The sequence below is a fragment of the Aeromonas sp. 97A genome (assembly GCF_051919185.1).
Lineage (GTDB): Bacteria > Pseudomonadota > Gammaproteobacteria > Enterobacterales > Aeromonadaceae > Aeromonas > Aeromonas veronii.
Map to the genome: position 1 here is coordinate 886,592 of NZ_JBQBFF010000001.1, position 26,753 is coordinate 913,344.

Genomic DNA, 26,753 nt, shown 5'->3' on the forward strand with positions numbered 1-26,753 from the left:
AGAGTGCATCACCATACCAGCTTGGGGTCAGTTGCCACAACGCGCAGGTAGCTCGGGTCGCTTGTTGATGCCGGAGACCTTGGGCAACTGGGGCTTGTCTTTTAGCCAGAATGCCAGCTCTTCCCCACAGCCATTGCCGGGCGGAATGGGAGCCTGGGGTTCACAATCCGGGCTACCCACCGGGCAGCGCAGCCGCACATGGAAGTGGCTGAAGTGGCCCACCCAGGGGCGCAGTTTGGCGACCCAAGGCTCGCTACCAGCCTGCTGGCAGACCGCGGATTTGATCACCGGATTGACAAAGATGCGGGCCACCTCGGGCTTGCTAGCCGCCAGCCGCAGCAGGGTGAGCTGCTGGGGGCCAAAGCGACCCGGCAACATCTTGTAGCTGGGTTCGTCGATCAGTGCCCACTCCTTGGGGGCATCCTGCTCCCATTTGCTGATGGGGCGGTTGGCCATGCGAAACCAGATATCGGCATCAAGTCCGGTCTGATGGCTACGATGGCCGGAGGTAAAGGGGCCGCCCCGGGCCATCGCCAGATCGGCGATATAGAGGTCCGGCAGCCCGGCCATGCGGGTCTGGTTGGCCAGCGCTTGCAGATAGTGGATAAGGTCGGGGTGGCCGTAGTAGCGCAGCCGCTTGGTGCGGATCACCTGATAACCAGGCCCTTCGAGGGGAAGGGATACGCCGTTTTTCAGGCAACCGGCGGCATAACCGCCGATAGCTTCCGCTTGCAATACGGTCGCCATCAACAGGGACGTCAGCATGTGCGTGCTCCTTGTCTTGTTTCGAGTCGGCTCAGCAATACGAACAGACTCAAACATATAAATAAATAGGCTGCGGCCACCAGCAGCCAGATCTCGTAGACCAGCCCGCTGGAGTTGGCCATCTCGGTGCCGACGAAGGTAAGCTCCTGCACCGAGATAAGGGAAACGATGGCGGTATCCTTCACCAGCGCAATGAGCTGGCCGGTGAGGGGGGGCAACATCAGCAGCATGGCCTGCGGCAGGATCACATGGCGCAGCCGCACCCAGGGGGAGAGTCCGAGGCTCTGCGCCGCCTCCCACTGGCCGCGGGGGATGGCGGCCAGCCCGGCACGGACGATCTCGGCGACGAAGGCTGCGCTGATCATGCCAACGCAGAGGGTGCCTGAGATGAGGTTCTCCCAGCGGGCAGGTGGGCCAAACAGCGCCTCTTGCCACGGGGAGAGTGATACGGTGCCGAGCCAGCGGGAGAGGCCGCTCGCAGGCAGCAGCTGGTTGGCGATAAAGAAGTAGAAGATGAAGATAAAGACCAGCGGCGGCAGATTGCGGATCAGCTGGATAAACAGGGTCGCGGGCATCACCAGCCAGGGGCTGCGGCTGAAGGCGGCTACCCCCAGCGCAGTGCCGAGCAGCAGCGCCAGCACCATGCCGAGCAGGGCGATGCGCAAGGTGGTGAGCAGACCGCTGAAAAAGTAGGGCAACTCGCCGTGAGGGCCAGGGGTGAACAGCAGATCGAAGGCCTCATGCCAGCGCCACTGATAGGCTACCCCGATGTGCAAGCGGCTGGCCAGCCAGAGGCCAGCCAGCAGCAGGATCAGGGCGATCGCCCCATCCAGCCAGTTGATGTTCCGACATGCCCCACGGACGATGCGCCGGATGGTCTCTTTTAGAGCAATCAGCATCAGGGGTTGGCGACCTGCGCTTCCCACGCCAGCGACTTGAACCAGTAGTCATGGCGCGCCTTGAGCCAGCCATCGGCCTGACGGGCGGCGATCCACTCGTTGAACTCTTCCGCTAACGCATCATCCCCTTTGCGCAGGGCAAAACCTTCATCGCCTTGTGCCAACGGCTCGGCAAAAGGCATAAAGAGGGCATCGGGGTGGCGCAGCGCTTCCTGCTCCGGTTTCGGGGAGGAGGAGAGGGCGCCGTGGGCGCGGCCGTTCAGCACCTCCTGAAATACCTGTGACTCGTCATCAAACTGGCGCAGGGTGGCCTTGGGGAAGTGTTCTTTTGCCACCTGTACCGGTGAGGCGCCACGACGTACCGCCAGGATCACCCCGCGCTGGTTGAAGTCCGCCACGGTTTTCTTCTCTTTGGCCATGGTGCTGGAGGCGGCCAGCTGCACCCCCGAATGGGAGTAAGCCTGGGTGAAGCGCACGCTCTTCTCCCGCTCGGGGGTGATGGTGAGGCCGCCGATGATGACGTCATATTTTTTCGCCAGCAGGGAGGGGATGATGCCATCCCAGGCGGTAGGCACGAACTCTACCTGCCAGCCGTTATCTGTGGCGAGGCGACGGGCCACGTCAATCTCGAAACCGATCAGAGCCCCCTGCTTGTCGCGCATCGCCCAGGGGGCGAAGGTGGACATGCCGACCCGCAGGGTACCGCTCTGCTCGATCTGTGCCTGGGTGTCGGAGGGGGCAGTTTCTGCCAGTGCCGGAGTGAGCAGGCTTGCCAGCAGCAGGGCTGCGCCCGACAGGGTGGTCTTGAATGACAGATTCATGGTTAGCGTCCTTGTTGATCCGGATTCAGGTGACGGGCCAGCGCCCGCGAACAGGCTGACAGCGTCAGGGTTAACAGCAAATAGAGGGCAGCCACGGTAAACCACACCTCAAAGGTCAGAAACGTATCGGCAACCAGAGTACGCCCTTCGTTGGTCAGATCGAAGATGGCGATCACACTCACCAGCGCCGAATGTTTGATAAGGGAGACCAGCTCGTTGGTCAGCGGCGGCAAGGTGATGCGCACCAGCTGGGGCAGGATCACCTTGCGCAGGGTGATGGCCCGTGACAAGCCAAGCGACTGGGCTGCCTCCCACTGTCCTTTGGGAATGGCCTGTACACCTGCACGCAGCACTTCGGCGGTGAAGGCCCCCTGATAGAGGGAGAGGCTCAACACGGCGCAGGCAAGGGGGGCCAATCCCAGCATGGGGCCCAGCAAGAAATAGAGAATATAGAGCTGCACCAGCTGGGGCGTGGTGCGCACCAGCGCCAGATAGGCGATGGCGAGCCAGGGGCCGAGCCGGGAGGGGAGCAGCCGCAGGCTAACCACGCACACACCGACCGCCATCGTGCCCAACAGACTGAGCAGCGCCACCTGCAAAGTGACCAGCAGGCCGTTTAGCAGGGGGCCGGCATAAAAGGTTCCCTCGTCCCATTCGCCGAGAAAGGGCAACACCCGCGGCCACTGCCACTCATAGCCCATCTGGCGAGCGCCGCTATAGAGCGCCCAGCCCAGTAGCACAGAGAGCATCACAGTGCCTGACAACCAGCCGAGCAGGCGGGGGCGATTGAGCCTAGCCATGATAGCTGAGCACCTGTTCGAGGAAGGCCCGGGTACGCGGGTGACGAGGGGCGTTGAACAGCTGGGCGGGCGGGGCCGACTCGATAATCTTCCCTTCATCCATAAAGAGCACCCGATCCGCCACCTGACGGGCAAAGCCCATCTCGTGGGTAACGCAGATCAGGGTCATCCCCTCGTCAGCCAGCTCGCGGATCACATCGAGCACTTCGCGGATCATCTCGGGGTCGAGGGCGGAGGTGGGCTCGTCAAACAGCATCAGCTCGGGTTGCATGCAGAGGGAGCGGGCGATGGCGACCCGCTGCTGCTGGCCGCCGGAGAGCTGGTGAGGGTACTTGTCGGCCTGCGCCTGAATGCGCACCCGCTCGAGCAGCCCGAGCGCCCGGGCTTTGGCCTCCTCAGGGCGCAACCCCAGGGTATGCACCGGCGCCACCATCAGGTTTTCCAGCACCGTCATATGGGGGAAGAGGTTGAACTGCTGAAACACCATGCCGACCCGACCTTGCAGGCGACGCAAGTAGGCGGGGGTTACCGGCTCGCCAAACAGGAACAGCTGGCCGCCGTCGATCCCCTCCAGCCCGTTGATGGTGCGGATCAGGGTCGATTTTCCCGAGCCTGACGGGCCACAGATGACCCACTTCTCTCCCCGTTCAATGGTGAGATCGATGTGATGAAGAGCCTGAAAATCGCCATAGAATTTGTCGACGCCACAAAAGCGCACACAGGGTTGCGAGCTGGTCAAGAAGCGGGTTCCACTGAGAATCATTTACGCCATGGTATTGATTTTATAGGGGGATGACAAAGAAAACCCCCTTGTCAGCATCCTGATGGCTATTCACAATGGCGCCATTTCGTGATGACAGGAGCTTTTCATGCGTATTACATCCTTGCTTGCCGGTTCCCAGGTACAGCTGTTGATGCCGCCAGCGGTTCGCTATCGCTGCGTCATTTTTCTGCTGTTGCTGGTGAGTTGGGGCGTGGTGGTGGCCTCCTTGTGGGATGGCTGGGGCGCCATGGCGCTGCTCAACTGGGTAGGCGTGGTCTTTGGTGGCATCACCGGGATCATGGTGTCGCTGCCCCGCAGCTGGCAGCCCTGGCGCCTGGCGGAGCTGGGGTGGGACGAACAGCATATCTATCTGCTCAATGGCAACAAGGATGAGGCGCTGGCGCTGCCCCGCAACCAGCTGGTGGCGCTCGAACGGGAGCGGCGAGTGGGCCACGACGGCCAGTGGCTCGACTTCAGCCTCGATCTGCAACTGAGTGAAGAGGAGCTGGCGGCGGCCATGGCCTTGCTGGATCTCAGGGCGGGGGAGCTGCATCTGGTGAGCCCGTCTGTCTATCGCTTCGGCTTTAAACGGGCCTGGCACGGTCGCCGGATGCTGGCGCAACGGTTGTCAGATCTGCAATCGGTCTGAGTCGACTATTTTCTCGACAATTCCCGGCAAAGCTCAGATACTGCCAGTGACTCGAATTGATCTTGTCTGCACTGTTAACCCAAGAGATCAATAACTTGACGACAGTGTGGAGAAGGCCACGGCATGAAGCCATGGCAGGTCCGGCATAGGGGTTGTGCCCTTACCGTTATGCTGGGAATTGCATAGAGAAGGCACCTTGAATCGAGAGTGGATGGCATGAAGATTTACGTAGGAAATCTGTCGTACCGGATGACGGCCGACGAACTGAAAACCCTGTTCAGCCAGTTTGGGCAGGTCGACAAGGTTGATATCATCATCGACCGCGATACCGGCCAGTCAAAGGGGTTTGGTTTTATTGAAATGCCGGTCAATGGTGATGCCGAAAAGGCCATCGCTGGTCTGCATGGCACAGAAGTCGGTGGCCGTACCATCACCGTCAACCAGGCCAAACCGAAGACAGATGCTCCCCGTGGTCGCCCGCAACAGCGCCACCGCTAAGGTACCTCGGCAATAAAAAAACGGCATGGGTTTCCCCCATGCCGTTTTTGTTTCTGGACGTTTTGCTGTTATCAGGGGACGTCGTAACCGAGCGCCGCCTTGCGGATGCGGAACCACTGCTGGCGATTGAGGGCGATGGATTCGGCGGCCACGGCGGCAGCAATCCGCTCCCGTTTGCCGGAGCCAATCAATGGCAGCGGCTGGCTTGGCAGCATCATTACCCAGGCGTAGACCACCTGCTCGATAGTCTGGGCGCCCACTTCCTGACGGATCTGCTCCAGTTCGGCACGCAGCGGGGCATAGCCGTCATCGCTGAACAGTCGGCCGCCGCCGAGACATGACCAGGCCATCGGCTTGATGCCAAGCTGCTGGCACTGATCCAGGGTACCATCGAGGGTCCCTTCCTGATGAAGCGGCGAGATCTCCAGCTGGTTGGTGACCAGCGGGAAGGGGAGGCGCGATTGCAGTAGCTCGAACTGACGGGCGGTGAAGTTGGATACCCCGGCGTGCTTGATCTTGCCCGCCTGTTTCAGGGTGATAAAGGCGTCGGCCACTTCATCTGCGTTCATCAGGGGATCCGGGCGGTGGATCAGAAGCAGGTCCAGATGGTCGGTGCCGAGCTTGCGCAGCGAGGCCTCGGCGCTGGCGATGATATGGTCCTTGCCGGTGTTATAGTGGTTGAGGGCATGCTCCGGTTTGGCGGTGAGGGCGATGCCGCACTTGCTGACAATCTCCATCCGGCTGCGCAGGGAAGGCTCGAGGCGTAGGGCATGACCAAAGACCTCTTCGCACTGGTAGCCACCATAGATATCGGCGTGATCGATGGTGGTGACCCCCAGATCCAGATGATATTTCATCAGATCGAGCAGAGCGGCCGGAGAGAGCTGCCACTCCATCAGGCGCCAGTAACCCATGATGAGGCGAGAGAAGGTGGGGCCTTGCGGATGCAGGGCGACACGGGATACAGACATGGTTGACTCCTTGAAAAACACGATGCGAAAACGATGTGCAACATAGATGACTGCGGGCATCTTGGCCTCATGTGGCTGGCAAAGCAATAATGGGCAGTGGCATGATTCGAACTTTGGTTCTGATCGCAAAGTAGGAGAGAGAGTTGGATGGAAGGATTTGCCGAGCGCTTGCAGAGCCTGATCGGGGAGATGAGCGTGAGCGCGTTTGCCCGCAAGGTGGGGCTCAGTGAAGCGCTGATCCGCAAATATTTGAAGGGAGCCGAGCCTGGCCTGGCGCGGGCCAACCAGATCGCCATGGGGGCCAACTGCTCGCTGGAGTGGCTGGCAACCGGCTGCGGTTATCTCTACCGTCAGGCGGAAGTGGTCGACAGGGAGGCACTGGCAGCGGCGCAGCTACTGCTGGGCGAGCAGCAACCCGGGGTGGGGCTGCCCGATGAGGAGGCACTGGTCACCCTGCTCGCCTATTACCAGTTTTTGCGCACCCACAAGAAAGCGGACGGTTTTCTCGACTTGGCGCTGGCGCGGGAGTTTGGTCGCCATCTGGGGGAAGCGTGATGAGGGGCATATTACCCTTTGGTCGTGTCACGGCCGGTTGATTATTCTGATACGCTCTAAGCAAGATAACTCTCCATGGAATGGGCGATGAGCTACTTGATCCTCGGAAGTGGTGCGCTGGGCTCGGCGCTGGCAAGAGAGCTGATGGCAAGGGAGGAGTCCTTCCTTCTGGCCGGGCGCACCTATCCAAAAGGGATCGAGATGGGGGCTTTCTTCCCGCTGCAAGAGGTGGACGCCATCTCGTTCGATGCCCTGTTTACCCTCTACGGCACCGATCCGCTTCCCACTGTGGTGATCAACACCATCGGCCTGTTGCACGATGTCAGCTTTATGCCGGAGCGGCGGATCGAAGAGGTGCACCCCAAGTGGCTGTGCGACAGCCTGCTGGCCAATGCCTGGCCAACACTGGCGCTGGCTGCCCGTTTCAGTCGGTTGATGGGCAATGACCATCCGCTGTGGTTGTGTGCCATCTCTGATCTGGCGGGCTCCATCACCTCCAATCTGGAGGGGGGGCGTTACAGCTACCGGATGAGCAAGGCGGCCCTCGACATGGGGGTGAAAACTCTGGCCCTCGAGTGGGCGCAACGTTTCCCGCAAGCGGGGGTGGTGGCGGTGGCGCCCGGCTTGATGGACTCCCCGATGAACACCCCCTTTCTGAGTGAGTTGCCTGCGGAGCAATTGCAGGAGCCTGCCGAGGTGGCGGTGAAACTGCTCAATCTCATCAAGGGGTTATCGTTGACCCAATCGGGCCAGCTACTGGATCTCAACGGTCAGCCGCTACCCTGGTAAATCCCGCCTGCGAGTTCTACGGACGTCTATTGGCTTCACATTCTGCTCATGCGCCCCTTGCCAAGCGAGGGGCGCATGGCTAACGTCACTCTCCTGTTTCAGGAGGGATCTCATGCGCTATATCGATTTACGAAGTGACACCGTCACCCAGCCTACTGACGCCATGCGTCAGGCCATGCTCCACGCCGAAGTCGGTGACGATGTCTATGGTGAAGATCCGGGCGTCAACGCGCTGGAGGCCTTTGGGGCCAGATTGCTGGGCAAACAGGCGGCGCTGTTTGTGCCGTCCGGCACCATGTCCAATCTGTTGGCGGTGATGAGCCACTGTCAGCGCGGTGAGGGGGCCATCCTCGGCAACGCCGCTCACATCTATCGCTATGAAGCGCAGGGGAGTGCCGTGCTGGGCTCCGTAGCCCTGCAACCCTTGCCGATGCAGCGTGATGGCACGCTTGCATTCGATGATATCAAGGCTGCGCTGGCCCCTGATGATGCCCACTTCGTCCAGACTCGCCTGATCTGCCTTGAGAACACCCACAACGGCAAGGTGCTGCCGCTCTCCTATCTGCAGGAGATGGGGGCATTCGTTGCCGAGCGCGGCTTGAGGCTTCATCTCGATGGCGCCCGGCTCTTTAACGCCGCCGTGGCCAGCGAGACAGCGGCCGCGGTGATCGCCGCGCCGTTTGACAGCATCTCGATTTGTCTCTCCAAGGGGTTGGGCGCACCGGTGGGCTCGCTGCTGGTGGGCAGGCACGATTTCATCGCCCGTGCGCGCCGCCTACGCAAGATGCTGGGGGGGGGCATGCGCCAGGCGGGCATTCTGGCGCAAGCCGGTCTGTTTGCCCTCGAGCAGCATGTGACCCGTCTGGCCGATGATCACCGCCGTGCCAAACGGCTGGCCGAAGGGTTGGCTGCATTGCCGGGCATCGAGCTCGACCTCTCGCTGGTGCAGAGCAACATGGTGTTCCTGCGGCTGCATGAGGGGGAATCGGCCCCTCTGCTCGCTTTTATGAAGGAGCGGGGGATCCTCTTCTCCGGTTACGGCGAGCTGCGGCTGGTGACCCATCTGCAAATCAACGATGACGATATTGAAGAGGTGATCGACGCCTTCACCGAGTATCTTGGAGCGCGTTGAGACGGCTGGTCAGGTAGAGGTTATACCAAGACCTGTTCATACCGAAATAACAGAGGGCGCCGCGGCGCCCTCTGTTATTTGCTGCAAGCTCAAGCCTGCCGCTGGCCGCTCATCAGCATGGCCTCATCGGTGGCATCGTAGATCATCACCGCGATGTGGGTCACCTGACCGCCGAAATCGGCCAGTGGCACCAGGGTCAGGTTCTGGAACATGTGGGGGGCCGAGCCGGTAATGGGGCGGTAGTTGGAGAAACGCAGCAGATAGGGCTTCTGCTCCCAGGTGCTGAAGGCGCGGTTGTTGAGTTTGAAGACCATGTTGGCCTTGCGTTCGAACCAGGCTCTGTCCACATCGGGGAAGAGCTCGAACAGTACGCCATCGCGCACGTCACTGGCCAGTCGGCCGCTGTGGCTCTCCATAAAGCCGTTCCACACCTGAACCTTGTACTCCTTGTCGAGCACTACCAGGCCTACGTCCAGGTTCTGGACTATGTTCATCAGCCAATGAAATTCACGGATTTCCATAGTCACTCCTAGAGCATGTGCATGATTTTGTTGTTCATGGTGGCGATGGAATCTTCGGTAAACAGCAGCAGCAGGTCACACTGCACCGCGTAATCCTGGATCCGGTAGTTGATCTCGATGGCGAGCGTGCGGCGCCAGCGACTCTTGTTGGTGTTGATCAGCTCGTTGATGGGTCTGTGCTGGCCGAGCACCACCGGGTGCCCCTGACTAAAGGGGGTGTCGAGCTGGTTGGCGTAGCCGCGCAGGAAGGCGCCGATCAGCACGTTGGCGGTATCCATCAGCAGCTCCAGTTCGGCGGTGCGATCCAGCGTCCCCTGATGGTTCATCAGCTTGGCCAAATCTTTGAAGCTGGAGTCATGGAACAGGATCAGCGCTTCACCGGCGATCCCCGCTCCGATAAACCCCTGACAGACGGCGGAGAGGGTATCCGAATCCGCAGCGGCCGAGAGGGCCATGTGCAGCTCGGAGACCTCCAGCACGTTGACGTTGGGGATAGGCAGTACCACGAAGGCGTTGAGCAGACGAGCCAGCAAGTCGGCCGCCTGACCCATGGAGACGTTGGCCAGCTCCTGATAGACATCGCGGATTTCGGGGGTGATCTTGACGCCTGCATCGGCTACCACGCCGCTTGTCAGCTGCTCGGGGGCGCTTGGTTGACCGCTTGGGGCGGCACTCCAGAAACCGTGTTGTTTGAGCAGGGCGAGCAGGGTCTCGGGGGCGGCGGGTTTCTTGATGAAATCGAGCGCCCCCAGCCCCATGACCCGTTGATAGGCCTCTGGCTGGATATCCCCGGAGACCACGATCACCTTGTTGCGCAGACCCTCCCGTTGGAGGGTCTCCAGCACGCCGTAACCGTCCATTTCCGGCATGGTCAGATCGAGGAAGATGAGATCGCCATGACCCATCAGCACCTGTTCGATCCCTTCGAGACCATTGGCTGCGTAGTGCAAATCGACTTTCCAGTCGGCCGGGAGCGCCCGCGCCAGCTGTTTGCGGGCGAACCCGGAGTCATCACATATCAATACATTCATGGCGTTAGGCAGGCTCTGTTGGCAAGGGATGCTATAAGTGTGGCCCGCTAACGGTCAGATGCAATGGGTGAGGCTATCACCTTGTGAAAATTGGTTGTCCCACTGCCGATTGCGATAGCGTGCTGAGTATTTTTCAACAAATTCAACGAACATCTTAACACGCAACGGAGCGAACTGGTGCTGGCAACACAACATGTAGAAGGGGCGATTGCCGGTTTGCCAGTCGGTCAGTACCGGCACCAGCTGCTCGTCATGGAGGAAGCTGCTCAGATAGTGCAGCGGGGCGTTGACGATCCCCAGATGACGTCGGGCTGCGCGTACCGCGGCCTGGGTCTGGTTGACGGTCAGTTTGGCGCTGCGTTTGATGCAGACGCTCTGGCCATCCTTGTCGGTCAGCTGCCAGTGCTGGTGAGGCCAGCAGTAGATGAGATCGTGCTCTTCCAGCTGGTTGGGATGGGAGGGGGTGCCCTTCTTGGTCAAATAGAGTGGTGAGGCAAACAGGCCGTACTCGATATGGCCGAGACAGATCGCATTTGGCAGCGACTGGGGCAGCTCTCCGTTGAAGAACACCAGATCCCGATCATTGTCGAACAGGTGCTGGTGATCATTAGTCTGGGTGATATCGAACTGTACCTCGGGATAGTGCAGCCCGAATTCGGCCAGCATATCGATGAGGATGGTGTTGGAGAGTGCGATCGGTGCAGCTATCCGGATAAGCCCGGTGATGTCGGCCTCTTGACCCTGGATCTCGCTGGTGGCCTGCTCGATTTGTGCGAGTGGCGTGCAGAGACGTTCGTAGTATCTGAGGCCATCATCGGTAAGGCGGAGCTTGCGGGTAGAGCGATGTAGCAGGGAGCAACCCAGTTGCTCTTCCAGCTGGGAAATGCGTCGACTGATGGTGCCTGTTGGCATGCCCAGTGCGGCTGCAGCGTGGGAGAATCCTCCCTCTTGCACCACCTTGACGAACAGGTAGAACTCTTCGATGTGCTTCATAAACGCTGTTCTGGGTGTAACAAGGGGGCAACCATAAAAAGAGCGTTCCGGGTTGGCAAGGGTAATTCAGCGTTTAATTGATCTGGATTCGATTTCTGTTGATACCAGTTATCCACCCGCCTGTCATCTCAGTTTCCCCGAGCTGGTGATTATTCCGGCACGATGCCAAATGGTACTGCGGCAGTGATGTTTGCCATATTCCCTGATGTGTTCCGCTATAACCGCAGTCGAAGGCCGATATTGCAACCTGATGGAAGGGCGCCGGGTTGCTCTGCGTACTCAGCCGGGATGGTTTGCCATCTACAGCCAATGTGATGCAGATCATATATTCGGGTTTTGCTCATTGCCTGTTGAAAAATGAATTTGGGGTATATCAATTCCGCCTTAGTGAACTATTTTTGTCCGTTTTGGCGTTTTTTTGGCTGTTTATCCATCCGCTTGGTTAATTAATGGAAGCTTTGTGACAGAGAGTGATGACTATTTCCACCATTGATTTAAATGTTAATAACAAATTTGTCGCAGCAAATATGCAATTGCTCTTTCAAGGTCTCGAGTGGATAGCTCTTAGTGCTTGTTTTTACTGGGGAAAAAAGTTAAAAATCGACTATATGATTTGCTTGGATTAACAGGGTCCTTGGCTGAGTCCTTTGTAGTATTGCCGTACAGGCAGCCCTGTTGTTGATATCTGAAATAGTTTTGTCCGCTCTTGGCTATGTGAAAAGGGATAATGGCCGAGAGGTGTTTGCACCTTGCATTCTGCAGCTAGCGGTTTGCCAGATCTGTTTTCCGGTTAACCAGTGACCATCCAGCATGAATGACCTTGACCAGATGAATACGCTTGACGAACGGTTACTGAAGACGATGGATGTTCTGCATACCCCGATCTGGGTTTATGACATCGAGCATCACCATATTTTCTGGGCAAACAGCGCCGCGCTCTCCGTGTGGGAGGCGACGTCTCTCGACGAACTCTGCTCCCGCGACTTCTCTGCCGATATGGCAACCGCCATTGATCTGCTGCTGCAGCGCTATCTGGGTGATTTTCAGCAGGGGCGCAGTTACAACGAGTGGTGGACCCTCTCCCCAAAGGGGATCAAGAAGCAGATCTATCTGCGCCTCTCTGGTATTCAACTGGCTGGCCGGCTGATGATGATGACCGAAGCGGTGCTCGACTCCGATACCCTCTATCAGGAGTCCTCGCTGGCAACCGGCGATACCCTTGCCTGCCTGTTCGATAGCCATGGTGTGTTCGAGAGTGGCAACTATCACTTCGAAATGTGTTTCGGCCACCAGATCGCCAAGCTCTCCCAGGTTTTCTCCGGCAATGATGACAGCTTCTACCAGAAGCTCTCCCGTCTCGATGAAGTGGTGACCGAGGGGGAGTGCCGTACCCTCAAGGGGATGCGCTGGTTCCAGTATCAGTTCCGCTATATCCAGCAGGGGGCCCGCATTCTGCTCACCATGCGGGATATTACCGATCGCAAACTCGAAGAGCTGGAGCATCGCCACCTCGCCTGGCACGACTCCCTGACCGGCCTGCTCAATCGGTATGGCTTGATGAAATCCCTTGAGGCCTATTGCGGGCTGGGGGAGCGTTTCGCGTTGGTGTTCATGGATCTGGACAACTTCAAGCTGGTCAACGACAACTACGGCCACAAGGCGGGAGATCGCCTGCTGGAGCGGGTCGCCGGTCGCCTCAAACAGATTTGCCCGCGGGATGTGGAGCTGGCTCGCCTCGGTGGCGATGAATTCACAGCACTGGTGCCGCTGGGCAATCAGGGGGATCGGGCGCAAGAGGTGGCCGATCAGATGCTCTCCCAGATGACCAAGCCGCTGCAACTGAGCGGGCTGCCGGAGGTGACCATCGGCGGCAGTATCGGTATCGCCATCTATCCCGATGATGCGGATGACGGGGACAACCTTATCACCCGTGCCGACATGGCCATGTATCAGGCCAAGCAGATGGGGCGGCTGCGCTGGCAGCGTTTCACCCCCAGCATGCAGCAGACCCTGCAGCGCAAGCTCAATCTCAAACAGTTTCTGGCCAAGGCCATCGGCCGCCAAGAGCTGAGCCTCTGTTACCAGCCGCAGGTCGATGCCGCCAAACGGCGTCTGATCGGTTACGAGGCGCTGCTGCGCTGGTACAACCCGGTGCTCGGCCATGTGTCGCCGGTGGAATTTATCCCGCTGGCCGAAGAGATGGGGCTGATCCGCGAGATCGGCAGCTGGGTGCTCTCCACCGCGCTGGCACAGGTCGCCAGCTGGCAGAAGCGCTTCCATCAGCGGGTTCCGGTCTCCGTCAACCTCTCCGGTTTCCAGCTCTCGTCGGCGTTGCCCGGGCAAGTTCGCCAGCAGCTGGAGCTGCACGGGGTGGATGCCTCACTGTTGACGCTGGAGCTGACCGAAACCGTGCTGATGCTCGATATGAAGGGGTGCCTCGGCATTCTCGACGATTTGAGCGAGCAGGGGATCAAGATTGCCATCGACGATTTCGGTACCGGCTACTCCTCGCTGGCCTATCTCAACCGGTTGCCGATCAACAACATCAAGCTGGATCGCTCCTTCGTGGTCGGTCTCAACTTGCCGGTGATCCGGGCGACTGCGGCCATGGCCACCAATCTGGGGTTGGGGATCATGGCGGAAGGGGTGGAGGAGCCTCACGAGCTGGCCGCCCTGCAGACCCAGGGGTGCCATGTGTTCCAGGGATATCTGTTCAGCAAGCCGCTGACAGTGGCACAAGTCGAGGCGAGCGGTTTTGTGGTGGAGTGCCAGGTTGGGCGTTATCCACTGCTAGATGCCGTGATGGCAGAGTAACAAGTGTGCGTTAGGCCACAACTTGGGATTTTATTCCGCAATATTTAATCAAAATTAATCATTCTTTTGCGATCGGTCATGAGACGGATTGGCTGGAATTGCTAGCATGCGACCTCGTTTCTAGGGAAAGGAGTATCGCAATAATGAGTCATGCTGCTGTCAATGACCGTCCGGCCAGCCCTCCCAAGGGTTGGCTGAACCGTTTCCTCAATGGCGTCGAGAAAGCCGGGAACAAATTACCCGACCCCGCCATGCTGTTCCTCTACGCCTTGCTGATCGTCTGGGTCGGCTCCTGGGTGTTGTCACAATTCCACTTTGATCTGGTCAACCCCCGTACCGGGGAGGCGGTAGTGGTCAACAACCTGCTGACCGGTGCCGGTCTGGCCGAGTTTCTCTCCACCATGGTGACCACCTTTACCGGCTTTGCCCCGCTGGGGATCGTGCTGGTGGCCATGCTCGGGGTCGGGGTGGCCGAGCAGTCCGGTTTTATCAATACCGGTCTGAAAAAGTTGCTGAAGGTGACGCCTGCCCGTTTTCTCACTCCCATGCTGATCCTGGTAGCGATCGTCAGCCACACCGCCGCAGATGCGGGCTATGTGCTGGTGATCCCCATCGGTGGCATCATCTTCCACGCTGCCGGACGCCATCCGCTGGCGGGGATCGCCGCTGCCTTTGCCGGCGTTTCCGGCGGTTTTGCCGCCAACTTCCTGCCCTCCGGCGGGGATGCGCTGCTGCAGGGTTTTACCCAGTCCGCTGCTCAGTTGCTCGATCCTGACTACATGGTCAACACCCTGTGCAACATCATTTTTACCGGTGCCTCTTCGTTGCTGATCATCTGCGTCGGCTGGTTCATCACCGAAAAGGTGGTGGAGCCGCGCCTCAAGCACGTGGCGCTCAACGAGGATCTGGAGAGTGCCGACGAGATGGGGCGCTACAGCGCGCAAGAGAGCCGGGCTTTCAACTGGGCCGGGTTTGCCATGCTGGCGGCTATCGTGCTGCTGGCGCTGGCGCTCTCTCCGAGCGATTCACCGCTGCGTGCTGCCGATGGCTCCCTGACCACCTTCGCCGCGCCGGTGATGAAGTCCATTGTGCCGCTCATCTTCTTGCTCTTTATCCTGCCCGGGATTGTCTACGGCTTTGTCGCAGGCAGCTTCAAGAGTGGCAAGGATGTGATCGATGCCATGTCGGCCACCATGAACAAGATGGGCTCCTACATGGTGATGGCCTTCTTCTGCGCGCTCTTTATCAAGGCGTTTGGCGACTCCAACCTGGGCACCCTGCTGGCCCTCTCCGGTGCCGAAGTGCTTCATGCGCTGGCGCTGCCCGGTGAAGTGACCATCGTCGGGATGATCCTGCTGACCGCCAGCGTCAATCTGGTGGTGGGGTCGGCTTCGGCCAAGTGGGCGCTGATCAGTCCGATCCTGGTACCCATGCTGATGGCGGTGGGGATCTCCCCCGAGCTGACCCAGGCGGCCTATCGGGTAGGGGATTCTGCCTCCAACATCATCACCCCGCTGATGGTCTTCTTCCCGCTGGTGGTGGTCTATTGCCAGCAGTATGTGAAGAGCACCGGGATCGGTACTCTGGTCTCCATGATGCTGCCCTACTCACTGGCCTTCCTGGTAAGCTGGACGATTTTTCTGCTGCTCTACTGGGCGCTCGGCTTCCCGCTCGGGTTGCAAGCCCCTTACGTCTATCCGGCCCCTTAAGCTGGGTGTGCGAGGGAGCCTTGGGCTCCCTCGTTTTTTTCGCTATGGTGTTACCTCATTTTGGAGGTGCCATGAATCAGACCATCGATCTTATCCTTTCCCATCGCTCCATTCGTCAGTTCACTGCCGAGCCGATCGCCCCGCAGCAGCTGGATGCTATTCTCGCCGCCGCCCAGTCCGCCTCAACCTCGAGCTTTTTGCAGGTGACCAGTATTGTGCGAGTCTGCGAGCCCGAGGCGCGTCAGCAGTTGGCAATGCTGGCGGGCAATCAACCCTATGTGGTGCAGGCGGCCGAGTTTCTGGTGTTCTGCGCCGATTACCACCGCCACACCCAGATCGTGCCCGAGGCCCAGACCGGCTATGCGGAGCAGTTGCTGATCGGAGCCATCGACGGCGCCCTGATGGCGCAAAACGCCCTGCTGGCGGCCCAGTCGCTGGGGCTGGGCGGGGTCTATATCGGCGGCATTCGCAACCATCCGGCCGAGGTGAGCGAACTGCTCGGCTTGCCCCATCAGGTGATCCCGCTGTTTGGCCTCTGCCTTGGTCATCCTGCCCAGCAGCCGGAGCAGAAACCCCGTCTGCCCAGGTGATTGGTGGTGCATCAGGAGCGCTACCAGCACGAGCTGGATCGCGACCTGCTGGCCCGGTACGATCAGCAGATCGCGGACTACTATCAGGCCCGCAGCAGCAACAACAAGCAGCAGACCTGGAGCGGCCAGATCCGCGCCATTCTGGGCAAGGAGTCCCGCCCTTTCATGCTGGGATTCCTGCAATCGCGGGGCTTTAACCTCAAGTAATGGCGCTGATGGGCGATACTATGGGGAGGTGACTGTCATGGTCATCATCCCCTGATCCTGCAATCTCTCCCTGAGACCGGGGGCACAGCTTGGTGACAAATCGTGGGCAAGGGGGGATCTGCAGGCTACCTTAAGTGGGTAAGCTGTTGTAGGATCACGCAATTGGATAGGAACAGGGGTTTGGACATCCTATGATTTTAACTTTGGTATTGCTGTCTATTGGCGCACTCCTGTTTTTGGTTATCGCCTATAACGTGGTGCAGCAATATAAGCAGAAGGCAGAGGCGGACAAGCGTCACGCCGTTGCCAGACACAAGACGGTGGCTGACGAGACCGAAGAGGTGTTGCTGAACGTCAATCTGGTGCCTTTCTCCAAGAACATGGTGTTGCTGTTGCAGCACCGGATCCTCGATGCCTATCGCGCCATCGCCCAGGTGATGCCGAACAATCAGATCAAGCAGCGCATCGTTGATGTGCAGACCCAGATCAAGAATGTGCAGGAGAACTACAGCGTGCAGGATGAGGGGCAGTTCAAGACCCCGGAGTCCGATCGTCAGGCGATCCAGATGCTGCAGCTGGTCAAGAAGATGCGGGCCGTGCTGCGAGTCGAGCACAACAAGGGCAAGATTGACCCGCAAGGGTTTGCCCAGGAAGAGCGCCGCCTCGAACTGATGCAGCTCAAGATCAATATCTCCAATCTGGTCAAGCGGGCGATGGATGCCCGCATTCAGGGCCAATATGGTACATGCCGCCAGCTCTATACCAAGGGACTCTCTGCCATGGCGAGCGTGGGCGACAAGGATCCCTATCTGCTGGCCCGTGAAGAAGATATGCGTCAGGGGCTCAAGGAGCTTGAAGAGCTGCAGCAGCAAAATAGCGCGCAGGATCTGCAAAACATCAAGGACAAGGAAGCCGACGAGCTCGATGTCCTGTTTCAACCCAAGAAGAAATGGTAAGCATGTCCCACCCTCTCGATTCCACACTGGGGCCAATGGCCCCATTTGTTTCTCAGCTGTTGGCCGAACTGGCCGCCAGTGGCGTCACAATTTCCCGGCCAACGGTCGATCACCTCTGTTATCGGGCGGCTACCCTGCAGGAGTACCGCGCGCTATGTGCTGTGCTGGCTGAGTCGGGCACCTTGCTGGTGGAGGGTATGATTGGCGGACGTCCCATCGCCACTTATCAGTTGCATCAGCCTCTGTTGGCTGGTGAGGTACAGGTACCCTGTATCGAGCTGGCTGCACCGAAACCGGGGCGCGTCCATCAGGCGGGGTTGGAACATATCGAGCTGGTGGTCACTTCACTGCAAGATCTGGTAGCGCGCTATCCCGAGCTGCCATTCAAAACCGGCAACATGCAGGATACCCGCAACCCCGATATTGGCCTGATGTTGCCTTCCGGCCAGATCAAGTTTCACCTGCGCCCGCTGGCTGAGGTGATCGCCGAAGAGGTGGCGACCGGTGCTGTGGTCGCGGTGCCTGCGGATTATTTCGATCAGGAGTGATCCTGCGCTCAATGCGGTGCGAGCCTGACAGGCTCTTGAATAACGCAGCAAAAGGGGTCACCGGTGTGACCCCTTTTGCTATCTGGCAGTGCTGGGTTGCGAGATCGCCATCTGCTCGTGGGTGACCCTGTTTGCGCTGAGCCCGTTACCCGTGTCGGTGGGGTTGCTGGGCGGGCAGTGGCGATTGGCTTCGCTGCTTGAGACGGCCGAGCCAGAGGCTCAAGCCCGCCGTCAGGATGAGGATCAGTTCAATTCCCATGACCAGACCGCCCAGCTCGCCTTGCTCCCAGAAGGGGTGCAGGTAAAGCCCACCCAGACTGGCTCCCAGATAGTAGGCCACCAGATAGAGGGAGGAGGCGAGGGCGCGGTTGTGTTCGACATGATGACCGACCCAGGCGCTGGCGCAGGCGTGTGCCAGGAAAAAGCCGAAGCTGGAGATCAGCAAGCCACTCAGGATACCGAGCAGGCTAGCTTGCAGCAGCCACAGACTGCCGAGGGCCATCAGGGTGATCCCGACCAGCAGCATGCGTTGTGCCCCCCAGCGGTTGGCAAAGCGGCCGCTCAGTGAGGAGGCCACCGTCCCCGAGAGATAGGTGAGAAACAGCATGCCGAGCCACTGGGTGGGCAAGGAGAAAGGAGGCTTTGCCAGCAGGAAGGTGAGATAACTGAACTGGTTCAGAAACACCATAAAGTTGAGCCCGCCGATAAGGTAAGCCCCTACCAGCAAGGGATTGGTCAGGTGTTGTTGCAAGGCGCGGGCAAATTGGCCGCGAACGGGGGCGCTCGCCACAAAGCGGGTCTGATGGGGCAGCAGCCAGAAGACCAGCGGCAGCAGTAACAGGCTGATCACTCCGATCCCCAGAAAGGTATGCTGCCAGTCGCCAAACCAGCCCGCCAACAGACCGCCGACCACCCGACCGGCAATGCCACCGAGGGAGTTGGCGGCAATATAGACCCCCACCGCCGAGAGCAGCGCCCGTTTGCTGAACTCTTCCCCCATATAGGCAATCGCGGTCGCGGGCAGTCCTGCCAGCAGCGCGCCCTGCAGGATGCGCAGCAACAGCAGGGAACCAAACTGCTCAACCAGCGGGATCAACAGTGAGAGCAAGATCGCCAGGGTGAGGGTACCCAGCATGACCTGCCGACGGCCATGGCGATCCGCCAGTCTGGCGCAGATCAGCAGGGAGGCGGCGAGGCCAGCAGTGCATCCTGCCAGGGTCCAGCTGGCCGAGAGGGAGTTGACCGAGAAGACCTCGGCGATCAGGGGTAACAGGGGATGGGTCTGGTAGAGGTTCAGAAACACCAGAAAAGAGCCCAGGCTGAGGGCCAGGGTTGCACGTATCCACTCGCGACTTCCAACTTCAATCATTGCGTATTGTCCTGACTACTTTTGGTCAGGGTAGAGTCCTTACGGTTATAAATATAATATATTTAAGTTATCCATCTCATAAGATAAATTGATACGTGGATCTGAAACAGCTCACCTATCTGCTGGCGGTCAGGGATGCCGGCTCATTTACCAAGGCAGCCAACAGTTTGCATGTGGCACAACCGGCCGTCAGCATGGCCATTGCCAAGCTGGAGCAGCAGCTCGAGTTGCGACTGTTTGATCGACAGGACCGGGCGGTACGGCTCACCCCTGAGGGGGAGGTGCTCTGTCGCCATGCCGAGCGTCTGTTACTGCAGATGCATCAGGCCGAGGCCGAGATGGCCGAGCTCAAGGGGCTGGAGCGGGGGGAGGTGCGGATCGGGATCCCCTATATGATGGGCTCCTACTATTTTCCCCCTCGTCTGATGGCCTTCAAGCACCGCTACCCCGGCCTCAAGATCCGGGTTGAGGAGGCAGGCACCCGTGAGCTGCTCAGCCGGATGGTGGATGGCTCCCTCGATCTGGCCATTCTCATCACCAGTGATCTCCCCCCGCCATCGAGGGGGCACATCTGCTGAGTGAAGAGATGTTGATGGTGGTGGGGGACGATCACCCCCTGCGCGGTGAACCAGCCGTCACTCTCTCGCAGTTCTTTGCTCAGGAGCTGGCGCTGTTTCGCCGCGGCTTTTATCACCGGGAGCATATGGAGGCGCTGGCCCAGAGCCTGGGCGTCGAACCCGATATCGCCTTCGAGAGCAATCTTATCCCTCTGCTCAAGGCGGTGGTGCGGCAAGGCTTTGCGGTGACCACCTTCTTGCGGATGGTGCTGGAAGAGGATCCGGATCTGAGTGGCGTGCCCTTCGACCCGCCCATCTATCTCGATCTCTGTGTGGCGTGGCGGCGGGGTGATCCGCTCTCCATGGCCAATCGTGCCTTGCGTGATTTCCTACTCAAGGAGCGCCCGGCCTGATGGCGGCGGGCCATTGCTGAAAGTTTGTTACTATTAACGGTGGGTTCGCTTGAGGGCTACACCATGAAATTGCAGCAATTGCGCTATATCGTCGAGGTGGCGAACCACAGGCTGAATCTGTCGGCCACCGCCGAGAGCCTCTTTACCTCTCAGCCCGGGATCAGCAAACAGGTGCGGATGCTGGAGGATGAGCTGGGGATCCAGATCTTCGAGCGCAGCGGCAAACACCTGACCCAGATCACCCCCATCGGTCGGGATGTGATCAAAGTGGCCGCGGAGGTGCTGGACAAGGTGGCCACCATCAAGGTGATGGCCAGGCAGCATGTGCATCCGGAGCAGGGAACCCTCACCATTGCTGCCACTCATCTGCAAGCCCGTTATATTCTGCCCGCCATCCTCAAGGGTTTTATGGCCCGCTTTCCCAAAGTTGCCGTAACTGTGATGCAGGGGAGTGCGGCGCAGTGCCGCGCAGCCGTGCATGATGGCGCTGCCGATCTGCTGCTGGCGGATGAACCGGAGGATGGGAGCGATCTGCTTGTGCTCCCCTCTTTTCAGTGGCAACGGGGCTTGGTGCTACCCAAGGATCATCCGTTGGCCAAAGCAACATCGCTGACTCCGGCTGAGCTGGTGGAGTTTGCATTGGTGACCGATGGAAGGGCGCTCTCCACAGCTCATGGCACTGATTGCGCTCATGCCGAGAGCCGGATCTCCTGCTGTGCGAGCGACAGCGATGTGCTCAAGACTTATGTCAGACAAGGAATGGGCATCGGGGTGATGGCAACTTTTGCTTGGGAGCCCCAGCGCGATGGCGATCTGGTGCTCAAAACGGCGCCCTGGCTACCAGGCGGTGTGGCCGCTATCGGGTTGCGCAGAGGGGCATTTTTATGCGGCTATCTCTACGATCTGATTGAACGTCTCGCGCCGCAATTGACCCACGAGCGGGTCGATCAATACTGCGCGGCCCGCACTGGCGAAGAGCTTGAAGCTCTGCTGGCCAATCTGACCGTACCACAGCGATAGCTAGGGTCGTCCCAAGAAAAACGCCTCCCAACGGGAGGCGTTTGACTATTTTTCATCCATCCAATCAAGCTCATTTCTTCAGCATGTGATCCAGCTTGTTGGCCTTGGTCGACAGATAGAACTCGTTGTGGGGATTGCGCCCTTCCTGCAACGGTACCCGTTCGGCCACCGGAATACCGAAGGATTCCATCGCTTTCATCTTGCGCGGGTTATTGGTCATCAGTTTGAGAGACTTGACCTCAAGCTGCTTGAGCATATCGGCGCAGATGGTGTAGTCGCGCATATCGGCGGCGAAACCAAGTGCCACGTTGGCCTCAACGGTATCGGCCCCCTGATCCTGCAGGTGATAGGCGCGGATCTTGTTGAGCAAGCCGATGCCACGGCCCTCTTGACGCACATACAGCAACACGCCACGACCGGCTTTGGCGATATTCTCCATGGCCGCCTGCAACTGGAAACCGCAGTCACAACGCAGGCTGAACAGGGCGTCGCCGGTCAGGCACTCTGAGTGGATCCGGCCCAGCACGGGCTCGTCACCGGTAATGTCGCCCATCACCAGTGCGGCGTGGTCTTTGCCTGTGCCGGTTTCCTGAAAACCTACCAGCGTGAAGGTGCCCCAAGGGGTTGGCAATTTGGATTTGGCCACGAGGGTAACGCTGCTCATAGGTTGCTCCTTACTACTAACGGCTCAAAAAAGGGGGCCAGTTTAGCGCGCCTTGTCAGGAACGACCATAAGAACAAGTCCCTGCATTGCTTAATGAAATCTCCAAATGAGATACAAGCACAGCTGTCCGGCGGGGTTTTGGCCCTTTGTACGGATTGATGACTGCCAGGCTCACCACATTCGGGTATAATCGGCGCCCATTAACCCACCCCTTCGGGATGGGAGCAACACAGTGCAGGAGAGAAGTTATGCCTCAGATGGCCCCCGTAATGACAATTGATGGCCCCAGTGGTGCAGGTAAAGGCACCTTGTGTCAGCTGCTTGCTGAGAAGCTGGGTTGGCACTTGCTGGACTCGGGCGCCATCTATCGGGTGTTGTCCCTGGCCGCCCTGCATCACGATGTAGAGCTGGACAGTGAAGCCTCACTGGTGCCACTGGCTGCCAATCTGGATGTGCAATTTCAGGTTGAGGGCGATCTGGTCAAGGTGATCCTGGAAGGGGAAGATGTCTCCCGCACCATCCGCACCGAAGAAGTGGGTAATGCTGCCAGTAAAATCGCCGCCTTCCCCCGGGTGCGCGAAGCCTTGCTGCGCCGTCAGCGGGCATTTCGTCAGGCCCCGGGTCTGATTGCCGATGGTCGTGATATGGGCACAGTTGTTTTCCCCGAGGCCGAGGTGAAGATTTTCCTCGACGCCAGTGCCGAAGAACGGGCCCAGCGTCGCTATAAGCAGTTGCAAGATAAGGGCTTTGATGTTAACTTTGAGCGTCTTTTAACCGAGATTCGGGAACGTGACGATCGCGACAGAAATCGCGCTACTGCACCCCTGAAACCGGCAGAAGATGCTCTGGTGGTAGACTCTACCGCCATGACCATAGATGAAGTGCTGGCAACAGTGCTCGCCTATGCAGAGCAACAACTTGGTGATGCCAGCGCAAGCTGACATCCGGTCGTCTGCACCAAGGATGGCGCAGATTATTTAAAACAGCCCCGCTTGTGCCGGATTGCAAGTGGATGTTTCATTTGTGACATAAACAATGATCGAATCTTTTGCTCAACTCTTTGAAGAGTCCCTGAACGCCGTTGAAACCCGTCAAGGTTCCATCGTCAAGGGTACTGTCGTTGCTATCGAGAACGGTTTCGTACTGGTTGACGCCGGTCTGAAATCCGAGTCCGCTATCCCGGCTGAAGAATTCAAGAACGCCATGGGCGAGCTGGAAATCAACGTCGGCGACACCGTTGACGTGGCTCTGGACTCTATCGAAGATGGTTTCGGCGAAACCAAGCTGTCCCGCGAAAAAGCCAAGCGCCACGAAGCCTGGCTGCAGCTTGAGAAGGCTTACGAAGAGCAAGCTACCGTTATCGGTATCATCAACGGCAAGGTCAAGGGTGGTTTCACCGTTGAACTGAACGGCATCCGTGCCTTCCTGCCGGGTTCTCTGGTTGACGTGCGTCCGATCCGTGACACCGCTCACCTGGAAAACAAAGAACTCGAGTTCAAAGTCATCAAGCTGGACCAGAAGCGCAACAACGTTGTTGTTTCCCGTCGTGCCGTGATCGAGACCGAGAACACCTCCGAGCGCGAAAGCCTGCTGGCTAACCTGCAAGAAGGTCAAGAAGTTAAGGGTATCGTCAAGAACCTGACCGACTACGGTGCATTCGTAGATCTGGGCGGTGTTGACGGCCTGCTGCACATCACCGACATGGCGTGGAAGCGCGTTAAGCATCCTTCCGAAATCGTCAACGTTGGCGACGAGATCGCTGTCAAGGTTCTGAAGTTCGACCGCGAGCGTACCCGTGTATCCCTGGGTCTGAAGCAGCTGGGCGAAGATCCCTGGGTTGCTATCGCCAAGCGTTACCCGGAGACCACCCGTCTGTCTGGCCGCGTGACCAACCTGACCGACTACGGCTGCTTCGTTGAAATCGAAGAAGGCGTTGAAGGCCTGGTACACGTATCCGAGATGGATTGGACCAACAAGAACATCCACCCGTCCAAAGTTGTTAACGTTGGTGACGTGGTTGATGTGATGGTTCTGGACATCGACGAAGAGCGTCGTCGTATCTCCCTGGGTCTGAAGCAGTGCAAATCCAACCCGTGGCAGCTGTTTGCCGAAACTCACGCCAAAGGCGACCGTGTTTCCGGCAAGATCAAGTCCATCACTGACTTCGGTATCTTCATCGGTCTGGATGGCGGCATCGACGGCCTGGTTCACCTGTCTGACATCTCCTGGAACAACCAGGGCGAAGAAGCCGTGCGTGAATTCAAGAAAGGCGACGAGATCGAAGCCGTTGTTCTGCAAGTGGATCCGGAGCGTGAGCGCATCTCCCTGGGTGTCAAGCAGATCGAAGAAGACCCGTTCAACAAGTACCTGGCTGACAACAAGAAAGGTGCTATCGTGAAGGGTAAGGTTACCGAGGTTGATGCCAAAGGTGCCGTTATCGAACTGGCTGATGGCGTAGAAGGCTACCTGCGTGCCTCCGACGCTGCTCGTGACCGCGTAGAAGACGCCACTCTGGTGCTGTCTGTTGGTGACGAAGTTGAAGCTAAATTCATGGGCGTTGATCGTAAGAACCGCACCGTAAGCCTGTCTGTCCGTGCTAAGGACGAGGCTGATGAGCGTGTTGCTATCGATAACCTGAACCAACAAGAAGAAGTTGTGTTCAGCAATGCTATGATGGAAGCGTTCAAAGCCGCCAAGGGTGAGTAATCCTTGATGCAAGAAAAGGGCGGCATTGCGCCGCCCTTTTTTATCCTGGCAAAATGAATATTGCATGTGATCGGGGAAGGAGATTTAACGTTATGACCAAATCAGATCTCATCGAACAACTGGCAGCCAGCCGCATGCATATGCCGGCCAAGGATGTCGAAGCCGCCATCAAGGAGATCCTTGAGCAGATGGCGTCGACCTTGCAAAACGGCGACCGGATTGAAATCCGCGGATTTGGCAGTTTTTCACTGCACTATCGTGCGCCCCGTGTGGGCCGCAACCCCAAGACTGGGGACAAGGTTGAACTGACCGGGAAATATGTCCCGCACTTCAAACCTGGCAAAGAGTTGCGCGAGCGCGTCAACATCATTGAATAATGCAGAAATGGGCATACCTCGGGTATGCCTTTTTTCTTTTTGGCACCGATTCCTGTGCCAATCGTCTTGTTTCTTAAACTCTTTTCCCATTCACTCTAGAGTCTGCCTGCGATTTTAAGGATAATCAGCCTCTCATTAGATACTGACAGGGAGCTCTTATGAAGCGTATTTTGGCCCTCATTCCGCTGGTGCTGGTGTTTGTTCTGACCCTGGCGCTGGGCTCACAAAATGGCCAGCTGGTTCAGTTCAATTACCTGATCGCTCAGGGTGAGTTTTCACTTGCCATGCTGTTGGGCTTCTTCTTTGCTGGCGGCTTTTTGCTGGGCTGGCTGGTATTCGGCCTGCTGTTCCTGCTCCTGAAAATGCAAAACCGCACCCTCAACCGCACCATGCGTCGTCAATCCCGCGAGTTGGAGCTGGCCCGGTCACCGGGTAAGGAATAATGTTCCTCAATGCTTGAACTGCTTTTCCTGCTGTTGCCTATCGCTGCCGGTTATGGCTGGTACATGGGTCGCAGGAGTGTTCGCCAGGACACCCAAAAACAGAGTAACCAGTTTTCCCGCCAGTATGTGGCGGGCCTCAACTATTTGCTGTCCGATGAATCCGACAAGGCGGTGGATCTCTTTATCCAGCTGCTTGAGGTGGACAGTGAAACCATCGAAACACACCTCTCCCTCGGCAACCTGTTTCGCCAGCGTGGGGAGGTCGATCGTGCAATCAAGATCCACCAGAACCTGGTAACCCGCCAACTGACCCGGGAGCAGCGACAGCTTGCCCTGCAGGAGCTTGCGCGCGACTTTTTGGCTGCTGGTCTGCTGGACCGAGCGGAAGCGCTCTGGAATGAGCTGTGTGACGACAGCGACTATGAAGAGACGGCGCTGGCACAGCTGTTGATCATCCATCAGCAGTTGCGGGATTGGGATAAGGCCATCGATGTGGCGGTTCGTCTGCAAAAATTCCAGGGCAAGAAGCTGGCCGACCCCATCTCCCATTTCTATTGCGAGCAAGCCGAGATCGCGCTGCGTGAGGGCAATAAAGGGGAGGGGCTGGCCAAGCTCAAACGGGCGCTCAGTATCAATCCGGCATGTGCCCGGGCCAGTTTGCGCCTCGCTGAGCTCGCCATGGCAGAGGGGGAGTATGAGCAGGCCAGCAAGGAGCTGCTGCGGGTGTTCGAGCAGGATATCGACTTTGCCTCCGAGGCAATGCCCAAATTGCTCGAGTGCTATCAGCAGTTGGGGCGCACGCCTGCGTTGATCCCGCTGCTTGAGAAGGCAGTGGAAGATCACGCCGGTGTCAGCGTGACCCTGGCCCTTGCCAAGCTGGTTGAAGAGCGTGATGGCCTGAGCCAGGCCCGTTCGCTGGTGTTGCGTCAGCTGCGTCGTCATCCCTCGATGAAAGGTTTTTACCAGCTGGTGGGTTTTCAGCTGGCCAGTGCGGAAGAGGGGCCTGCCAAGGAGAGCCTCGAACTGCTGCAACAGCTGGTCGGCGAGCAGATCAAAATCAAGTCAACCCACAAGTGTCGGCAGTGCGGCTTTGCCACTCACTCGCTGTTCTGGCAGTGCCCGTCTTGTCGCCAGTGGGGTTCCATCAAGCCGATCCGTGGTCTGGACGGTGAATAACAAGCAATAGGATGTGA

At 58.6% G+C, this 26,753-nt stretch carries 26 protein-coding genes and 2 pseudogenes; 17 read left to right on the plus strand and 11 right to left on the minus strand.

What is annotated here, in order from left to right; genetic code table 11:
• Nucleotides 1-27 precede the first annotated feature (27 nt).
• The 5 genes from mepA to ACTG27_RS04030 are packed head-to-tail and all read right to left on the minus strand — an operon-like array spanning nt 28 to nt 4,048.
• The gene (gene mepA / locus ACTG27_RS04010; protein WP_139430225.1) at nt 28-765 is read right to left on the minus strand and encodes a penicillin-insensitive murein endopeptidase; all 738 of its coding nucleotides are present in this window, start codon (nt 763-765) and stop codon (nt 28-30) included.
• Nucleotides 759-1,664, minus strand: a complete 906-nt coding sequence (locus ACTG27_RS04015; RefSeq protein WP_139430224.1) for an amino acid ABC transporter permease — start codon at nt 1,662-1,664, stop codon at nt 759-761. The genes mepA and ACTG27_RS04015 overlap by 7 nt, the downstream gene beginning before the upstream one ends.
• Entirely contained in the window at nt 1,664-2,485 is an 822-nt protein-coding gene (locus tag ACTG27_RS04020; RefSeq protein ID WP_439979129.1) for a transporter substrate-binding domain-containing protein, read from the minus strand. The genes ACTG27_RS04015 and ACTG27_RS04020 overlap by 1 nt, the downstream gene beginning before the upstream one ends.
• Before the next feature lie 2 nt (nt 2,486-2,487).
• Nucleotides 2,488-3,285, minus strand: a complete 798-nt coding sequence (locus tag ACTG27_RS04025) for an amino acid ABC transporter permease (protein ID WP_257124755.1) — start codon at nt 3,283-3,285, stop codon at nt 2,488-2,490.
• Entirely contained in the window at nt 3,278-4,048 is a 771-nt protein-coding gene (locus ACTG27_RS04030; RefSeq protein WP_439979130.1) for an amino acid ABC transporter ATP-binding protein, read from the minus strand. The genes ACTG27_RS04025 and ACTG27_RS04030 overlap by 8 nt, the downstream gene beginning before the upstream one ends.
• A gap of 106 nt (nt 4,049-4,154) precedes the next feature.
• On the opposite strand from ACTG27_RS04030, the gene ACTG27_RS04035 reads away from it, so the two are divergent.
• Both ACTG27_RS04035 and ACTG27_RS04040 read left to right on the plus strand, forming a co-directional pair.
• On the plus strand, nt 4,155-4,697 hold the full coding sequence (locus ACTG27_RS04035; RefSeq protein ID WP_439979131.1) for a hypothetical protein: 543 nt from the start codon (nt 4,155-4,157) through the stop codon (nt 4,695-4,697).
• Between the two features lie 216 nt (nt 4,698-4,913).
• On the plus strand, nt 4,914-5,195 hold the full coding sequence (locus tag ACTG27_RS04040; RefSeq protein ID WP_005337180.1) for an RNA recognition motif domain-containing protein: 282 nt from the start codon (nt 4,914-4,916) through the stop codon (nt 5,193-5,195).
• Between the two features lie 71 nt (nt 5,196-5,266).
• Here ACTG27_RS04040 and ACTG27_RS04045 read toward each other — a convergent pair whose 3' ends face one another.
• Complete coding sequence (locus ACTG27_RS04045) at nt 5,267-6,166, minus strand: aldo/keto reductase (RefSeq protein WP_439979132.1); 900 nt, start codon at nt 6,164-6,166, stop codon at nt 5,267-5,269.
• A 147-nt stretch (nt 6,167-6,313) separates the two neighbouring features.
• On the opposite strand from ACTG27_RS04045, the gene ACTG27_RS04050 reads away from it, so the two are divergent.
• From ACTG27_RS04050 to ltaE, 3 genes are all read left to right on the plus strand, one after another.
• Complete coding sequence (locus tag ACTG27_RS04050) at nt 6,314-6,721, plus strand: helix-turn-helix domain-containing protein (protein WP_005351138.1); 408 nt, start codon at nt 6,314-6,316, stop codon at nt 6,719-6,721.
• A gap of 87 nt (nt 6,722-6,808) precedes the next feature.
• A complete protein-coding gene (locus tag ACTG27_RS04055) occupies nt 6,809-7,510 on the plus strand; it encodes a short-chain dehydrogenase (protein WP_439979133.1) in 702 nt (233 codons plus the stop codon).
• Between the two features lie 112 nt (nt 7,511-7,622).
• Nucleotides 7,623-8,642: a low-specificity L-threonine aldolase gene (ltaE, locus tag ACTG27_RS04060; RefSeq protein WP_439979134.1), complete on the plus strand. Its 1,020-nt coding sequence runs from the start codon at nt 7,623-7,625 to the stop codon at nt 8,640-8,642.
• A gap of 89 nt (nt 8,643-8,731) precedes the next feature.
• Here the strand turns inward: ltaE and ACTG27_RS04065 are convergent, their stop codons facing one another.
• The 3 genes from ACTG27_RS04065 to ACTG27_RS04075 are packed head-to-tail and all read right to left on the minus strand — an operon-like array spanning nt 8,732 to nt 11,187.
• A complete protein-coding gene (locus ACTG27_RS04065) occupies nt 8,732-9,163 on the minus strand; it encodes a PAS domain-containing protein (protein WP_005337175.1) in 432 nt (143 codons plus the stop codon).
• 8 nt (nt 9,164-9,171) lie between these two features.
• Nucleotides 9,172-10,194 carry a response regulator gene (locus ACTG27_RS04070; protein WP_042081918.1) on the minus strand — a complete coding sequence of 341 codons (1,023 nt, stop codon included), beginning with the start codon at nt 10,192-10,194 and terminating at the stop codon, nt 9,172-9,174.
• 54 nt (nt 10,195-10,248) lie between these two features.
• Nucleotides 10,249-11,187, minus strand: coding sequence for a LysR family transcriptional regulator (locus ACTG27_RS04075; RefSeq protein ID WP_005337171.1), 939 nt, complete (start codon nt 11,185-11,187; stop codon nt 10,249-10,251).
• Between the two features lie 861 nt (nt 11,188-12,048).
• Between ACTG27_RS04075 and ACTG27_RS04080 the strand changes: the two genes are divergently transcribed.
• The 5 genes and pseudogenes from ACTG27_RS04080 to ACTG27_RS04100 all read left to right on the plus strand — a co-directional run bounded on the left by ACTG27_RS04080 (nt 12,049) and on the right by ACTG27_RS04100 (nt 18,011).
• Nucleotides 12,049-14,001 carry a putative bifunctional diguanylate cyclase/phosphodiesterase gene (locus ACTG27_RS04080; RefSeq protein WP_206877032.1) on the plus strand — a complete coding sequence of 651 codons (1,953 nt, stop codon included), beginning with the start codon at nt 12,049-12,051 and terminating at the stop codon, nt 13,999-14,001.
• Between the two features lie 143 nt (nt 14,002-14,144).
• A complete protein-coding gene (locus tag ACTG27_RS04085) occupies nt 14,145-15,710 on the plus strand; it encodes an AbgT family transporter (protein WP_107685005.1) in 1,566 nt (521 codons plus the stop codon).
• Between the two features lie 71 nt (nt 15,711-15,781).
• A pseudogene (gene nfsA, locus ACTG27_RS04090) lies at nt 15,782-16,507 on the plus strand (oxygen-insensitive NADPH nitroreductase).
• A 191-nt stretch (nt 16,508-16,698) separates the two neighbouring features.
• Nucleotides 16,699-17,463: a hypothetical protein gene (locus ACTG27_RS04095; protein WP_005337161.1), complete on the plus strand. Its 765-nt coding sequence runs from the start codon at nt 16,699-16,701 to the stop codon at nt 17,461-17,463.
• Nucleotides 17,457-18,011, plus strand: a complete 555-nt coding sequence (locus tag ACTG27_RS04100) for a VOC family protein (RefSeq protein WP_439979135.1) — start codon at nt 17,457-17,459, stop codon at nt 18,009-18,011. The genes ACTG27_RS04095 and ACTG27_RS04100 overlap by 7 nt, the downstream gene beginning before the upstream one ends.
• Nucleotides 18,012-18,156: 145 nt before the next feature.
• On the opposite strand, the gene ACTG27_RS04105 is transcribed toward ACTG27_RS04100, so the two are convergent.
• Nucleotides 18,157-19,380, minus strand: coding sequence for an MFS transporter (locus tag ACTG27_RS04105; protein ID WP_439979136.1), 1,224 nt, complete (start codon nt 19,378-19,380; stop codon nt 18,157-18,159).
• A gap of 95 nt (nt 19,381-19,475) precedes the next feature.
• On the opposite strand from ACTG27_RS04105, the pseudogene ACTG27_RS04110 reads away from it, so the two are divergent.
• Together ACTG27_RS04110 and ACTG27_RS04115 are read left to right on the plus strand one after the other, a co-directional pair.
• Nucleotides 19,476-20,350: pseudogene (locus ACTG27_RS04110) on the plus strand (LysR family transcriptional regulator).
• Between the two features lie 63 nt (nt 20,351-20,413).
• Nucleotides 20,414-21,370, plus strand: coding sequence for a LysR substrate-binding domain-containing protein (locus ACTG27_RS04115; RefSeq protein WP_439979137.1), 957 nt, complete (start codon nt 20,414-20,416; stop codon nt 21,368-21,370).
• A 70-nt stretch (nt 21,371-21,440) separates the two neighbouring features.
• Here ACTG27_RS04115 and ribA read toward each other — a convergent pair whose 3' ends face one another.
• On the minus strand, nt 21,441-22,034 hold the full coding sequence (gene ribA / locus ACTG27_RS04120) for a GTP cyclohydrolase II (protein WP_005351157.1): 594 nt from the start codon (nt 22,032-22,034) through the stop codon (nt 21,441-21,443).
• A gap of 248 nt (nt 22,035-22,282) precedes the next feature.
• Here ribA and cmk point away from each other — a divergent pair, with 248 nt between their 5' ends.
• The 5 genes from cmk (at nt 22,283) to lapB (ending at nt 26,736) form a co-directional block, all read left to right on the plus strand.
• Nucleotides 22,283-22,975 (plus strand): (d)CMP kinase, encoded by a 693-nt coding sequence (gene cmk, locus ACTG27_RS04125; RefSeq protein ID WP_019444698.1) that lies wholly within the window; start codon nt 22,283-22,285, stop codon nt 22,973-22,975.
• Nucleotides 22,976-23,069: 94 nt separating this feature from the next.
• Complete coding sequence (gene rpsA / locus ACTG27_RS04130) at nt 23,070-24,740, plus strand: 30S ribosomal protein S1 (protein ID WP_005337148.1); 1,671 nt, start codon at nt 23,070-23,072, stop codon at nt 24,738-24,740.
• A gap of 92 nt (nt 24,741-24,832) precedes the next feature.
• Nucleotides 24,833-25,117, plus strand: a complete 285-nt coding sequence (gene ihfB / locus ACTG27_RS04135; protein ID WP_005299934.1) for an integration host factor subunit beta — start codon at nt 24,833-24,835, stop codon at nt 25,115-25,117.
• A 158-nt stretch (nt 25,118-25,275) separates the two neighbouring features.
• Nucleotides 25,276-25,560, plus strand: coding sequence for a LapA family protein (locus tag ACTG27_RS04140; protein ID WP_439979138.1), 285 nt, complete (start codon nt 25,276-25,278; stop codon nt 25,558-25,560).
• Nucleotides 25,561-25,569: 9 nt separating this feature from the next.
• Nucleotides 25,570-26,736: a lipopolysaccharide assembly protein LapB gene (lapB, locus tag ACTG27_RS04145; protein WP_005346478.1), complete on the plus strand. Its 1,167-nt coding sequence runs from the start codon at nt 25,570-25,572 to the stop codon at nt 26,734-26,736.
• The last annotated feature ends 17 nt before the right edge of the window (nt 26,737-26,753 follow it).